At 66.2% G+C, this 13,433-nt stretch carries 12 protein-coding genes; 5 read left to right on the forward strand and 7 right to left on the reverse strand.

The genetic code is table 11. The features are described from left to right. Positions 1-10: 10 nt before the first annotated feature. The 7 genes from der to ndk form a co-directional block, all read right to left on the reverse strand. Positions 11-1,411, reverse strand: coding sequence for a ribosome biogenesis GTPase Der (der, locus tag ASD86_RS05245; protein WP_056107825.1), 1,401 nt, complete (start codon positions 1,409-1,411; stop codon positions 11-13). 420 nt (positions 1,412-1,831) lie between these two features. Next, positions 1,832-3,067, reverse strand: a complete 1,236-nt coding sequence (gene bamB / locus ASD86_RS05250; protein WP_056107830.1) for an outer membrane protein assembly factor BamB — start codon at positions 3,065-3,067, stop codon at positions 1,832-1,834. 2 nt (positions 3,068-3,069) lie between these two features. Next, positions 3,070-3,699, reverse strand: coding sequence for a tetratricopeptide repeat protein (locus ASD86_RS05255; protein ID WP_056107833.1), 630 nt, complete (start codon positions 3,697-3,699; stop codon positions 3,070-3,072). Positions 3,700-3,834: 135 nt separating this feature from the next. Then, positions 3,835-4,656, reverse strand: coding sequence for a RodZ domain-containing protein (locus ASD86_RS05260; RefSeq protein ID WP_056107836.1), 822 nt, complete (start codon positions 4,654-4,656; stop codon positions 3,835-3,837). Further along, positions 4,656-5,531: a type IV pilus biogenesis/stability protein PilW gene (gene pilW, locus ASD86_RS05265; protein ID WP_082578090.1), complete on the reverse strand. Its 876-nt coding sequence runs from the start codon at positions 5,529-5,531 to the stop codon at positions 4,656-4,658. The genes ASD86_RS05260 and pilW overlap by 1 nt, the downstream gene beginning before the upstream one ends. Continuing rightward, positions 5,518-6,687, reverse strand: coding sequence for a 23S rRNA (adenine(2503)-C(2))-methyltransferase RlmN (gene rlmN / locus ASD86_RS05270; protein WP_056109067.1), 1,170 nt, complete (start codon positions 6,685-6,687; stop codon positions 5,518-5,520). The genes pilW and rlmN overlap by 14 nt, the downstream gene beginning before the upstream one ends. A 204-nt stretch (positions 6,688-6,891) precedes the next feature. After that, positions 6,892-7,317, reverse strand: coding sequence for a nucleoside-diphosphate kinase (gene ndk, locus ASD86_RS05275; protein ID WP_056107843.1), 426 nt, complete (start codon positions 7,315-7,317; stop codon positions 6,892-6,894). A gap of 341 nt (positions 7,318-7,658) precedes the next feature. On the opposite strand from ndk, the gene ASD86_RS05280 reads away from it, so the two are divergent. The 5 genes from ASD86_RS05280 to ASD86_RS05300 all read left to right on the forward strand — a co-directional run bounded on the left by ASD86_RS05280 (position 7,659) and on the right by ASD86_RS05300 (position 13,395). After that, on the forward strand, positions 7,659-8,279 hold the full coding sequence (locus tag ASD86_RS05280; RefSeq protein WP_056107846.1) for a TetR family transcriptional regulator: 621 nt from the start codon (positions 7,659-7,661) through the stop codon (positions 8,277-8,279). Between the two features lie 160 nt (positions 8,280-8,439). Then, entirely contained in the window at positions 8,440-10,815 is a 2,376-nt protein-coding gene (locus ASD86_RS05285; protein WP_056107849.1) for a 3-hydroxyacyl-CoA dehydrogenase/enoyl-CoA hydratase family protein, read from the forward strand. A 106-nt stretch (positions 10,816-10,921) separates the two neighbouring features. Further along, positions 10,922-12,124: an acetyl-CoA C-acyltransferase gene (locus tag ASD86_RS05290; RefSeq protein ID WP_056107852.1), complete on the forward strand. Its 1,203-nt coding sequence runs from the start codon at positions 10,922-10,924 to the stop codon at positions 12,122-12,124. Positions 12,125-12,167: 43 nt separating this feature from the next. After that, a complete protein-coding gene (locus tag ASD86_RS05295; RefSeq protein WP_056107855.1) occupies positions 12,168-12,560 on the forward strand; it encodes a hypothetical protein in 393 nt (130 codons plus the stop codon). Positions 12,561-12,660: 100 nt separating this feature from the next. Beyond that, a complete protein-coding gene (locus tag ASD86_RS05300; RefSeq protein ID WP_200957209.1) occupies positions 12,661-13,395 on the forward strand; it encodes a DUF1295 domain-containing protein in 735 nt (244 codons plus the stop codon). The last annotated feature ends 38 nt before the right edge of the window (positions 13,396-13,433 follow it).

A 13,433-nucleotide genomic window follows, 5' to 3' on the forward strand; every position in this document is an offset into this window, starting at 1 on the left:
GCGACGCGCCTTACTTGCCGCGCTTCACATGCCGGATCAGACGCTTCTTCTTCGCCACCTGCCGCTCGGTCAGCACGTTCTTCTTGCCTTCGTACGGGTTGCTGCTGTCCTTGAAGATGAAGCGCACCGGCGTGCCGACCAGCTTGAAGCGCTTACGGAAGAAGTTTTCCAGATAGCGCTTATAGCTGTCGCTGAGCGTACGCAGGCGGGTGCCGTGGACGACGAAGGTCGGCGGGTTCAAGCCGGCCGGATGGGCGAAGCGCAGCTTGGCCACGTGCCCGCGCACCACCGGCGGCGGGTTGGTTTCGTAGGCGACTTCCATCGCCTTGGTGACTTCGCTGGTGCCGATCTCGGTGGTCGCCGAGGCGTGCGCGCGATGGATCGCGGAGAACAGCTCGCGCAGGCCGGAGCCGTGCTTGGCGCTGATCCGCACCGGTTCGGCCCATTCGACGAAGGCGAGCTTGCGCTTGAGCAGGTTTTCGGTCTGCTGGCGCTGGTATTCGGTCTGCCCGTCCCACTTGTTGACCGCCACCACCAGGGCGCGGCCGGAGTCGAGCGCGTAGCCGAGCACGCTGGCGTCCTGATCGGTCACCCCTTCGCCGGCGTCGAGCATGACCACCGCGACCTGGCAGTTTTCGATCGCCTGCAGGGTCTTGATGATCGAGAACTTCTCGACCGCTTCCTCGACCCGCGCCTTGCGCCGCACGCCGGCGGTATCGACCAGGCGGTACAGACGGCCGTCGCGCTCCATGTCGATCGCGACCGAATCGCGGGTGGTGCCCGGCACTTCGGAGGCGATCATGCGTTCTTCGCCGAGCAGGCGATTGACCAGGGTCGACTTGCCCACGTTCGGGCGGCCGATGAAGGCCACGCGCATGCGCTTGGGATCGTTGTCGAGCTCGGTGGTCGTGCCCTCTTCGGGCAGACGGCCGTAGACCTCCGCCAGCAGTTCGTCGATGCCCTGGCGATGCGCCGACGACACCGCGATCGCGTCGCGGATGCCGTAACGGGCGAAATCGTTGATCGCCTGACGCGCGTCGAGGCCGTCGGTCTTGTTGACCACCAGCAGGGTCGGCCGCGCGGTCTTGCGCAGCCAGGCGAGGATTTCGTCGTCGAGCGCGGACGCGCCTTCGCGGCCGTCGACCACGAACAGGACCAGATCGGCCTCCTCGGCGGCGGAACGGGCCTGGCGCGCGGTCGCGCCGGCCAGACCTTCGTCCACGCCGGCCATGCCGCCGGTGTCCACGATCGCGAATGGGCGCTGGCCTTCGGGCCGGCACACGCCGTAGTGGCGATCGCGGGTGACGCCGGGCTCGTCATGGACGAGCGCGTCGCGGGTACGCGTGAGCGCGTTGAACAGTGTGGATTTTCCGACGTTGGGACGGCCAACGAGGGCGACTAGGGGAAGCATGTTTGAGGAGCCAGGATTCGGGATTGGAGATTCGGGATTCGCAACCGCGCAGCGTGGAGGGGCGTTGCGCCCACTGGCTGCGACCAGGGTTGTTGAATCGATGTGGCGTACATAGTGCCAGAGCGGCCGGCAAGGCGTCGGTAAAACAGCCCAGGCACGGGGCTTCGCGGCTTAAAACTCGGGGTTAGCGGCTGCGTGGCTTGTACAAGCTCTTATTCGCCGCAGCCAGGACAATCGGTGAAACTAAAACCCACGGCTTTACGGCCCACAGCGGGCAATGAAGCCCTCAATATCGAACGGCCCGGGTCGGCTCAGCCGATCCGGGCCGCGTGATTCCTCAGGCGGGTCCACTAGCCAATATCGCAGGCGACTAGCCCTGGGCTCTTGCCAATCCCGAATCCCAAATCTCGAATCCCGGCCTCACTGCAGCTTGAACGCCGTCAGTTCGCCCTTGACGTTCTGCACGATCAGCACGCCGTCGGCGACCACCGGAGCGGCCCGCAGCGACTTGCCGCCGACGCGCTCGCGCGCGGCGAACTCGCCGGTGTCGAGCTTCATCCAGTGGATGTAGCCGTCGAAATCGCCGACCACCGCGTAATCGCCCTGCACGGCCGCGCCGGTCAGGTTGCGGCGCGCCAGCGAGGGCTGCGACCACAGCGCGCTGCCGCTCGAACGGTCCAGACCGTAGACGGTGCCGGTCGGGTCGCTGACGATCAGGCGATCGCTGGCCACGCCGACGCGGCCCGCGCCGCCGTGTTCGCTGACCCAGATCGGACGGCCGCTCGGCGCATCGATGGCGACGGTCTGCTTCTTGAAGCTGCTCGCGTACAGCACGGTGCCGTCCAGCACCGGGGTGCCGTCGACGTCGGCCATGCGGTCGAGTTCGCTGCGGCCTTCAGGCTGCGCGACCGGCTGGTCCCAGGTCGGACGGCCGTCGCTGGCGGCCAGCGCGCTGATCGTGCCGTCGTCGTTGCCGACGAACACGAAGCCCGGGCCGAGCGTCGGCGAACCGTTGCCGCGCAACGACAGCATCGGCACTTCATGGGTCCAGAACCAGCGACGCTCGCCGCTGGCGGCGTCGAACGCGGTTACCCGGCCGTCGTTGGAGCGCACGAACACCATGCCCAGGCCGATCGCCGGCGCGGCGATGACTTCGTTGGTGACCTTGGCGGTCCACTTCTCGGCGCCGGTGGCGGCGTCGAGCGCGATCACTTCGCCGTCCAGGCCGCCGATCACGACCAGGCCATCGCCCGCGCCGGGGCCGCCGGACAGGCTGATGTCCTTGTCCTTCTTGTCCTTGTCCTTGCGCTTGGGGATGTATTCCCAGACCTGCTTGCCGGTCTGCAGATCGTAGGCGTGCACGCCGCCCTTGATCGCCGCGGCGTAGACGCGGCCATCGGCCACGACCGGGCCCTGGCGCACGCCGATGCGGTCCTCGCCCTTGCCGGCGTTGGTCGACCAGATCTTGTCGACCTTGACGCTGGCGGTGAAATCGCTGAGTTCGGCCGGCTCGTTGGGCTTGCCGTCGTCCTTCTTCTTGCCGCCGAACCAACCCTTGACCGTGGAGCAGCCGGCCAGCGCGAACGCGCACAGCACCACCGCGGCGACGCGAACGGCCGGACGCAGGTTGCGACCGGTCTTCTGAGCTTGCTTCATCTTCAAGATTTGGCCTCGGGCTTGGCCGGCGTGCCGCCGGCTTCAATGAGCTTGAGTTCGAGCAGACGGCGACGCTGCGAAGCCTCGTCGAGCTTGCCGAGCGCGGCGCTGTAGTCGTTGCGGGCCAGATCGCTCTTGCCGAGCGCGAACTGCGCGTCGCCGCGCACCTCGATCGCCATCGGCGAGGTCGATTTGCCGAGCAGCTTGACCGCTTCGGCCGGCTGCTTGGCGTCGATCAGCAGACGCGCCAGACGCTGGTTGACGATCTCGGCGATCGCCGCGTCTTCGGTCTTGATGCTGCGCAGGGTCGCGATCGCGGCGTCGCGCTGGTCGCTATCGACCTGCGACTTGGCCAGGTCGAGCTGGGCCAGGGTCTGGTAGGTCCCGGCCGGCAGCGCCTTGACCTTGGCCGCGGCGGTCTTGTCCTTGGCTTCGACCGCGTCGGCGGCGGCCTGGAACTGCGCCGCGGCCTTGCCGTGTTCTTCGAGCTGGTGGTTGCCCCACCACTTCCAGCCGCCGATCGCGGCCAGACCGAGGGCGATGCCACCGATCAGGCCGGCGCCGTTGGCGCGCAACCACGCCAGTACGCGTTCGCTTTGTTCGTGTTCGTCGAGCAGGTCGTCTATCGCCATGATGCGCCGTCGCTAAGCTGACTTGAACGCCCCAACGCCGCGCAACGCGCGAGGATGGGCCGTAATGGACCGGCCCGATGCCGCACTCGATGCAGCGTCGGGCCGATGAAGGTGTTCGCGGACCCGCGGCGCGGATCAGTCGGAGACTGGCGCGAGGGAACCGTCAGAGGATAGCGTAAAGCGCGCGACGTTCGCGCGGCTGAACGGCGCCAGATCAAGCGGTTGGCCGGCGGCGCTGACTTCGACCGCGGCGGTGTTGCCCAGACGCACGCTGGCGACTTCGCCCGGGCCGTAGCTGCGCTCCTGGCCGGAGCCGAGGATGCCTTCTTCCAGTTTGCTGCCGTCGACGCCGACGATCTGCACCCAGCTGTCGCCGCTGAACTTCAGCACCAAGGTCTTAGCCGGCGCGGCCGCGGCCGGGGACGGCATGATCGAGGCGGTGACCGGGGTGCGCTGCGGCGGGGTGGCCGACGACGGCTGCGCGGCCGGCAACGCGGTGTTGGCCGTGCCCGGCGCGACCGCCGCCATGTCCAGCGACTGCACGGTGGAATTGCTGGCCGGATGACGGGTCGCGATCCAGATCGGCACCGCGATGGCCGCGGTCATGACGATGTAGACGGCGCGGCGCGTGGTCTGTTCGAACACGCGGCGATAGCGCGGGGTGTGGGTGTGGCTGACGAGTTCGGACGGCGCGGTCGAAGCGACCGACGTGCCGCTGAGCTGGCTTTCCAGGTCGATGCCGACCAGTCGCGCATAGCTGCGCAACTGCCCGCGCACGAACACCGGCGCGCCCATGCTGGCGATGTCGTCGTTTTCCAGGGAATACACGACGCGCGCCGGCATTTTCAGCCGCGCGGCCACGTCTTCCACGGACAGCCCCGCGGCTTCGCGGGCCTGCTTGAGACGCGCGCCGCAGCTTCCGCTGCCTTCAGGCGCGAATTCGTTCGACTGCATCATCACTTACCGCCATCCCCTATTCCGGAGCCCTGCGTGTCAGGGAACTCCGCCCTCATTCGCTGAACGTATCTCGCGGCGGCAGCCGTGTCGCCGAGTTTTTGTTCGATCTGTGACGCAGTCATCAGCGCTTCAGCTGAAATAGGCTCAATGGCCAGTCGCCGTTCAGAAAACGCCCGCGCTTCGAAGGCCTTGCCCAGGCGCAACTGACGCTTGGCCATCGCGCTCAGCGCGAGTGTGGATTTGGGATCGAGCGACAGCGCCAGGCGCAGGTCCTGGTCGGCGCGATCGTTCTGGCCGAGCTTGTCGGCGCAGGCGCCGCTGTTGGCCAGCGCCACCGCCGGACTGCCGTAGCGCGGATCGGCCAGGGTGCGGTCGAAATAGCTCATCGCCTCGGCCGCGCGGTTGTTGTCGCACAGCCACACGCCGTAATTGTTGAGCGCGGCGCCGCGATCAGGCGCGTACTCGGCGGCCTTGCGGTAGTAACCGCCGGCGTCGGCGGTCTTGCCGTCCATCTCGGCCATGACCGCCATCAGGCTGTAGGCCTCGGCCGATTTGGAATCGATCTGCAACGCCTGCTTGAGTTCCGAGCGCGCCTTGTCGCGGTCACCGGATTCCAGGTAACGCTGGGCCGACTGGACCCGGCCCTGCGCGGCGGCCGCGCCGTCGACGCCCTTGCGCCGATCGCCGACGTCGTACTCCACCGCGGTCTGCTTGAAGCCTTTGCGGTCCATCTTCGGGCGGATGAAGCTCAGCCGGTTGCAGGCGACGGTGGCGAACACGATCAGCGTCAGCAGGGCCAACAGGCGCAGCACACGTCCGCGGGCCGGGGCGTTGCGGTGGCTCAGACCGGACAGCACGGAATCAAGCCGCGGCATCGCCGACGCTCCCGTCGGGCTGGCTCAGGCCCTGGGCCTGCAGTTGCTTGCGGAATTCGGCCTGGCGCCGGGTGCGGTCCATGACCTGGCCCTTGAGCTGCCCGCAAGCCGCGTCGATGTCGTCGCCGCGGGTGCGGCGCACCGGCGCGATCATGCCGGCGTCGTTGAGCAGCTTCTGGAACGCGCGGATCGCGACTTCGTCGGGGCGCTCGAAACGGGTGCCCGGGAACGGGTTGAACGGGATCAGGTTGACCTTGGCCGCGTCCTTCATCTGCACCGCGTTGTCGAACTGGCGCAGCAAGCGCACCAGTTGCCGCGCGTGGGTCGGCTGGTCGTTGACGCCCTTCATCAGGGTGTATTCGAACGTCACCGAGGTGCCGCGCTTGCGCAGCGCATAGCGCACGCAGGCTTCCATCAGTTGTTCGATCGGGTATTTCTTGTTGAGCGGCACCAGTTCGCTGCGCAGCTCGTCGTTGGCCGCGTGCAGCGACACCGCCAGCGACACGTCGCTGACTTCGCCGAGCTTGTCGATCATCGGCACCATGCCGGCGGTCGACAGGGTCACGCGCTTGTTGGCCAGGCCGTAGCCCAGGTCGTCGCGCATGATGCTCATGGCGCGCACGACGTTGTCGAAATTCATCAGCGGCTCGCCCATGCCCATCATCACCACGTTGGTGAGCTTGCGCTGCTGATGCGGGACGTTGCCGAGGTGACGCGCCGCTACCCAGACCTGGCCGATGATCTCGGCGGTCGACAGGTTGCGGTTGAAGCCCTGGGTCGCGGTCGAACAGAACTGGCAGTTCAAGGCGCAACCGACCTGCGAGGACACGCACAGCGTGCCGCGGCCCTTGTCGGGAATGAACACCGCCTCGATCGCGTTCTTGGCGTCCATGCCGAGCAGCCACTTGTGGGTGCCGTCGGTGGAAGGCTTGTCGAAAATGACCATCGGCGCGCGCACTTGCGCGTGCTCTTCGAGCTTGGCGCGCAGCACCTTGCCCAGGTCGGTCATGTCGTGGAAATCCGTGACGTAGCGGTGATGGATCCACTTCATCACCTGATGCGCGCGGTAGCGCTTCTCGCCCAGGGTCTGCTCGAAGAAATCCTCGAGCTGGGTGCGGTCGAGATCGAACAGATTGGTCTTGCCGTTGTCGGGCACGAAGACGCCGGCCGAAGCCGGCGCCTTCGCGCTTTCAACGTTCGTGCTTTCACTGTTCGAGCGGTCGACGCTTGAACCGTCGACTTGCGTGATCGCGATCGGCGCGCGCGCAACGGGTTCCGTCGAGGGCGTGTCGCCGAGCAGCGGAAGGTCGTTGGCGTTGTCGCGGATATCGTTCACTGCATTACTCGATGTACGTGCGGCTTAGCGCGCGTACACGTCGGTGGCCGGGAAGAAGTACGCGATCTCGATCGCGGCGTTCTCCAGGCTGTCCGAACCGTGCACGGCGTTGGCGTCGATGCTGTCGGCGAAGTCGGCGCGGATGGTGCCCGGCGCGGCGTCCTTCGGATTGGTGGCGCCCATCAGGTCGCGGTGCTTGAGCACGGCGTTCTCGCCCTGCAGCGCCTGGATCACCACCGGACCACTGATCATGAACTCGACCAGGGCGGCGAAGAACGGGCGCTCGCGGTGGACCGCGTAGAAACCTTCGGCTTCCTGCTTCGACAGCTGCTTCATCTTGGAAGCGACGACCTTCAGGCCGGCCTTTTCGAAACGGGAATAGATCTCGCCGATGACGTTCTTGGCGACGGCGTCGGGCTTGATGATGGACAGGGTGCGCTCCAGCGCCATGGAAAGTCTCCGGGTAGGCGGGCCGCTTACGGTCGGCCCTGAGAATAACAGAAAACCCGCGACAGGACGCGGGTTTAGCCGATATGGCTCCCGTAATTCTACATGTAAAGGCGGGGATTCGGGAGTGGGGATTCGGGATTCGCCAGCGGCAAACGTAAGCCGCGGGCCGGCCTGCTTTGGCGAATCCCGAATCGCGAATCCCGAATCTCGGCGGTCACGATTGACGCGCCCGCACCCTCCGGACTAGCATCAAACAAGCGTTTGATTCATGCCGCCGCTTTAAGACCGGCGCCCAGGCCGGTACCAAGGCCATCCCCTGCTCCCGGAGTCCGACCGACCGCATGACCACCACCGCTCATTTCTCGACCAAGGACCGCATCCTCGGCGCCGCCGAAGAGCTGTTCGCCCAGTTCGGCTTCACCGGCACCTCGCTGCGTCAGGTCACCAGCCGCGCCGACGTCAACATCGCCGCGGTCAACTACCACTTCGGCAGCAAGGAAAACCTGGTCAACGAGGTGTTCCGCCGGCGCATGGACGAGATGACCGAGCAGCGCATGAGCGCGCTCAAGGCCGCGGTGGACGCGCATCCGGGCGAGCTCGAGCCGATCCTGGCCGCGTTCGTCCAGCCCGCCCTGGCCCTGGCCCAGGACCGCAACGGCGGCGGCGCCTTCGTGCGGGTGATCGCCCGCGCCTATGCCGAGAAGAACGACAGCCTGCGCAAGTTCCTGTCCGACCACTACGGCCACGTGCTGCGCGAGTTCGCCAAGGCCATCGCCGTAGCGGTGCCGGGGCTGAGCAAGGAAGAGCTGTACTGGCGCCTGGATTTCCTGGCCGGTTCGCTGACCTACGCCATGGCCGACTTCGGCCTGATCAAGCGTCCCGCCGGTGTCACCGAGGCGGCGCATCGTGAACGCGCCGCCCGCGAACTGATCCGTTTCGCCGCCGCCGGCTTCAAGAGCTGAGCGACGCAGGCGCCGGTCCCGGCGGGGACCGACGCCGCCGGAGTGCCCAGTGCCCCGGCCCGGTAAACCCGCCCGCTCGCGAGAAGCACATTCTCGCCGAGCACGTCCCTCCCCTCGCCACGTCCCAAGATTCTCGAATTCCTTCAAGGAGTTGTAGACGATGTCCAACCAATTGCTAGTCCGTCGCGCCGCGGTCCTCGGGGCCGGCGTCATGGGCGCCCAGATCGCCGCGCACCTCACCAATGCCGGCGTCGACACGGTGCTGTTCGACCTGGCCGCCAAGGAAGACGCGCCCAACGGCATCGTCGACAAGGCCATCGCCAACCTGGCCAAGCTCAGCCCGGCGCCGCTGGCCAGCAAGGCCCTGGCCGAGCGCCTGACCGCCGCCAACTACGACACCGGCCTGGAACTGCTGCGCGACTGCGACCTGGTGATCGAAGCGATCGCCGAGCGCATGGACTGGAAGCAGGACCTGTACAAGAAGATCGCCGACCACGTGCCCGACCACGCCGTGCTGGCCTCCAACACCTCGGGCCTGGGCATCAACAAGCTCGCCGAAGTGCTGCCGGAAAAACTGCGTCACCGCTTCCTCGGCGTTCACTTCTTCAACCCGCCGCGCTACATGCATCTGGCCGAGCTGATCCCGGCCAAGACCACCGACGCGGCCGTGCTCGAAGGCCTCGAGACCTTCCTGACCACGACCCTGGGCAAGGGCGTGGTGATCGCCAAGGACACCCCGAATTTCATCGGCAACCGCGTCGGCGTGTTCTCGATGCTGGCGGCGATGCACCACACCGAGCAATTCGGCCTGGGCTTCGACACGGTCGACGCGCTGACCGGCCCGGCCATCGGCCGTCCGAAGTCGGCGACCTACCGCACCGCCGACGTGGTCGGCCTGGACACCATGGCCCACGTCATCAAGACCATGGGCGACACCCTGCCCGACGATCCGTGGCATTCCTACTTCAAGTCGCCCAAGTGGCTGACCGCGCTGGTCGAGAAAGGCGCGCTGGGCCAGAAGGCCGGCGCCGGTTTCTACACCAAGAAGGGCAAGGACATCCTGGTGCTGGATCTGAAGGCGCAGGATTACCGCGTCGCGGCCGGCGAACTCGATGCCGACATCGCCGCGCTGCTGAAAGAAAAAGATCCGGCCAAGAAATTCGCCGCGTTGCGCGCCAGCACCAACCCGCAAGCGCAGTTCCTGTGGGCGGTGTTCCGCGACAGCTTCCACTACAGCGCCTTCCATCTGGAGTCGATCGCCGACACCGCGCGCGACGTCGATTTCGCCATGCGCTGGGGCTACGGCTGGTCGCTGGGCCCGTTCGAAACCTGGCAGGCCGCGGGCTGGAAGCAGGTCGCCGATTGGATCGCCGAGGACATCGTCGCCGGCAAGGCTATGGCCAACGCGCCGTTGCCGAACTGGGTGTTCGACGGCCGCGACGGCGTGCATAACAAGGACGGCAGCTACAGCCCGGGCCGCGGCGCTCAGGTGCCGCGTTCGTCCAACCCGGTGTATGCGCGCCAGCGCTTCCCCGACGCGCTGATCGGCGAGAAGTTCTCGCAGGGCCAGACCGTGTTCGAGAACGACGGCATCCGCCTGTGGGCCGACGACGGCGACGACATCGCGGTGATCAGCTTCAAGACCAAGATGCACACGGTCAACGACCATGTGCTCAACGGCATCCAGGAAGCGATCGGCATCGCCGAGAAGAAGTTCAAGGGCGTGGTGATCTGGCAGCCGAAGGAGCCGTTCTCGGCCGGCGCGGATCTGTCCGGCGCGCTGGGCCTGCTGCAGGCCGGCGATCTGAAGGGTTTCGACGCGATGGTCGCCAACTTCCAGGCCACCAGCCAGCGCATCAAGTACTCGCTGGTGCCGGTGGTCGCGGCGGTGCGCGGTCTCGCGCTGGGCGGCGGTTGCGAATTCCAGATGCATTCGGCGCGCAGCGTGTTCGCGCTGGAAAGCTACATCGGCCTGGTCGAGGCCGGCGTCGGCCTGCTGCCGGCCGGCGGCGGCCTGAAGGAATTCGCGGTGCGCGCGTCCGAAGCCGCAGGTCCGGGCGGCGACGTGTTCGCCGAACTCAAGACCGCGTTCGAAAGCGTGGCGATGGGCAAGGTCTCGACCTCGGCGTTCGAAGCGCGCGAACTCAAGCTCGCCCGCGACGGCGACCGCGTGGTGTTCAACGCCTTCGAACTGCTGCACGTGGCCAAGGCCCAGGCGCGCGCGTTGGCCGAAAGCGGCTACCGCCCGCCGCTGCCGGCGCGTCGCATCCAAGTCGCCGGCGACGTCGGCATCGCGACCTTCAAGATGATGCTGGTCAACATGCTCGAAGGCCGCTTCATCTCGCCGCACGACTACGAAATCGCGACCCGCATCGCCACCGTGATCTGCGGCGGCGAAGTCGACCGCAACGCGCTGGTCGACGAGGAATGGCTGCTCAAGCTCGAGCGCGAACACTTCGTGGCCTTGGCGCAGATGCCCAAGACCCAGGAGCGCATCGCGCACATGCTCAAGACCGGCAAGCCGTTGAGGAACTGAGATTGGTGATTCGAGATTCGGGATTCGCAAAAGCGAATTCCGAATCCTCTCCCCTAATCCCGAATCCCTAATCCCGAATCCCGAATCCCGCTTTCGGAGAAAGCACATGAAGCAAGTTCAAGAAGCCTACATCGTCGCCGCCACCCGCACCCCGGTCGGCAAGGCCCCGCGCGGCGTGTTCCGCAATACCCGTCCCGACGACATGCTCGCGCATGTGCTCAAGTCGGTGATCGCGCAGGCGCCGGGCATCGACGTCAACCGCATCGACGACGCGATCATCGGCTGCGCCATGCCCGAGGGCGAGCAAGGCATGAACGTGGCGCGCATCGGCGTGCTGCTGGCCGGCCTGCCCAACACCATCGCAGCCCAAACCATCAACCGCTTCTGCTCGTCGGGCCTGCAGGCCGTGGCGCTGGCGGCCAACGAGATTCGCCTCGGCAATTCCGATCTGATGTTGGCCGGCGGCACCGAGTCGATGTCGATGGTGCCGATGATGGGCAACAAGGTCGCGCTGTCGCCGTCGGTGTTCAACGACGACCACGTCGCCATCGCCTACGGCATGGGCATCACCGCCGAGAAGGTCGCCGAGGAATGGAAGATCTCGCGCGAAGATCAGGACGCGTTCGCGCTGGCCTCGCACCAGAAGGCCATCGCCGCGCAGCAGGCCGGCGAGTTCGCCAGCGAAATCAGCCCGTATGAAGTGATCTCGCATCAACCCGATCTGTCCGGCAACCTGATCAAGCTGCGCAAGACCCTGGTCGAACTCGACGAAGGCCCGCGTCCGGACGCGTCGCTGGAAGCGCTGGCCAAGCTCAAGCCGGTGTTCCGCAACGGCCAGTTCGGCGGCAGCGTCACCGCCGGCACCAGCTCGCAGATGAGCGACGGCGCCGCGGCGGTGTTGCTGGCTTCGGGCCAGGCGGTCAAGGATTACGGCCTGACCCCGCTCGCGCGTTTCGTCAGCTTCTCGGTCGCCGGCGTGCGTCCGGAAGTGATGGGCATCGGCCCGATCGCGGCGATTCCGAAGGCGCTCAAGCAAGCCGGTCTGACCAAGGACCAGATCGACTGGATCGAGCTCAACGAAGCCTTCGCCGCGCAGGCGCTGGCGGTGATCCGCGACAGCGAACTCGACCCGTCCAAGGTCAACCCGCTCGGCGGCGCGATCGCGCTCGGCCACCCGCTCGGCGCGACCGGCGCGATCCGCACCGCGACGATCGTGCATGGTCTGCAGCGTCGCAAGCAGAAGTACGGCCTGGTGACGATGTGCATCGGCACCGGCATGGGCGCGGCGGGCGTGTTCGAGTCGCTCTAAGCTCAAGCCATCCGATCGCGCAACGGCCAGGGAGGCCGTCGCCATGACCTTCAAACCCAGCGCGTTCGCTGTGGCCGTTGCGTTGATCCTGGCTTACTGCACCGTGCCCGTATTCGCAGGGCACGGGGCGGGCGCCATGGGCTTGCTGCTGTTCAACGGCGGCCCCAGTGCGACGATGGCCTGGTTCGGCATCCTCGCCAGTGTGGGCGCCAGCTTCCTGCGTTGGGAGCTGGCGTCGTTGCTTGGGCCTGTGGTGCTTGCGATAGCGCTATGGTCGGGCTTCGTCGATATCTACGGCGAGGACGATATCTTGAGCGTTCAAGGCATCTTGTCCTGCCTGTTGTGGAGCGTGCTGTTCCACTTGATGCTATTGATCTCGATAGTCCGTACCGTGTTGTTCTGGCTGGAACAACGCGAATACGAACGGCAGTTGTGATCGGTAATTCGCATTTGGCCGCATCCGCCCCTGTGTTCGATACAGACGTCGTGATGGGATATTCCGCACTTGCATCGATGCCATTCGCACAGGAGCCGGTATGAGCCAATCGGCCTTGCCTTCCGCCGCGCCCGCCTGGGCCGTCGCGATGCGCCGTTTTACCAACTATTTGTCGCAGGATTTTCTCGGCGGCCCGCGCCCGTGGAAACTCGCGTGGATCGTAAATTTCCAGAAGGCCGGCACCTTCGTATTTCTCGGCGCGTTGATCGGCTACTACCACAACACTTCGACGGCCGCGTGGATTTATCTGGCGATGCACGGCAGCTATGGTCTGGTCTGGATCATCAAGGACCTGGCGTTTCCCGATCCGAGCTGGCAGGTCAAGGTGACGATCGGCGGCGGTATCAACGCGTTCGCGAGCGTGCTGGCCTGGTACTGGGTGTTTGGCTGGCTGCTGATTTCAGGCGCGTCGCAACCGGACTATCCGTTGCCGGACGCGATCTGGTTTTGTCTGTGCATCAGCCTGTGCATTCTCGGCTGCGCGATCATGATCGCCGCCGACGCGCAGAAATACTTCACCTTGCGCGTGCGTAGCGGCCTGATCAGCGACGGCATGTTCCGCTACGTGCGCCATCCGAACTATCTGGGCGAGATCATGATCTACGGCAGTTTCGCGCTGATGGTCTGGCATTGGCTGCCGGTCGTGGTGCTGGCCTGGGTCTGGCTGGGCCTGTTCGCGGTGAACATGGCGATGAAGGAGGCGAGCATGTCGCGCTATCCGCAGTGGGCGGAATACAAGCGGCGCAGTTGGTGGTTGATACCGGGACTGTTCTGAGGCGTCGAATCGGCGATGCGAGCGGCAGGCTTGGTCGC

It is taken from the genome of Lysobacter sp. Root690 (assembly GCF_001427785.1).
GTDB lineage: Bacteria > Pseudomonadota > Gammaproteobacteria > Xanthomonadales > Xanthomonadaceae > Lysobacter.

Bases quoted from the DNA above. Each gene is read 5' to 3' on its own strand.
- der (WP_056107825.1), bottom strand. From the start codon at position 1,411: ATGCTTCCCCTAGTCGCCCTCGTTGGCCGTCCCAACGTCGGAAAATCC.
- bamB (WP_056107830.1), bottom strand. From the start codon at position 3,067: ATGAAGCAAGCTCAGAAGACCGGTCGCAACCTGCGTCCGGCCGTTCGC.
- ASD86_RS05255 (WP_056107833.1), bottom strand. From the start codon at position 3,699: ATGGCGATAGACGACCTGCTCGACGAACACGAACAAAGCGAACGCGTA.
- ASD86_RS05260 (WP_056107836.1), bottom strand. From the start codon at position 4,656: ATGATGCAGTCGAACGAATTCGCGCCTGAAGGCAGCGGAAGCTGCGGC.
- pilW (WP_082578090.1), bottom strand. From the start codon at position 5,531: ATGCCGCGGCTTGATTCCGTGCTGTCCGGTCTGAGCCACCGCAACGCC.
- ndk (WP_056107843.1), bottom strand. From the start codon at position 7,317: ATGGCGCTGGAGCGCACCCTGTCCATCATCAAGCCCGACGCCGTCGCC.
- ASD86_RS05280 (WP_056107846.1), top strand. From the start codon at position 7,659: ATGACCACCACCGCTCATTTCTCGACCAAGGACCGCATCCTCGGCGCC.
- ASD86_RS05285 (WP_056107849.1), top strand. From the start codon at position 8,440: ATGTCCAACCAATTGCTAGTCCGTCGCGCCGCGGTCCTCGGGGCCGGC.
- ASD86_RS05290 (WP_056107852.1), top strand. From the start codon at position 10,922: ATGAAGCAAGTTCAAGAAGCCTACATCGTCGCCGCCACCCGCACCCCG.
- ASD86_RS05295 (WP_056107855.1), top strand. From the start codon at position 12,168: ATGACCTTCAAACCCAGCGCGTTCGCTGTGGCCGTTGCGTTGATCCTG.
- ASD86_RS05300 (WP_200957209.1), top strand. From the start codon at position 12,661: ATGAGCCAATCGGCCTTGCCTTCCGCCGCGCCCGCCTGGGCCGTCGCG.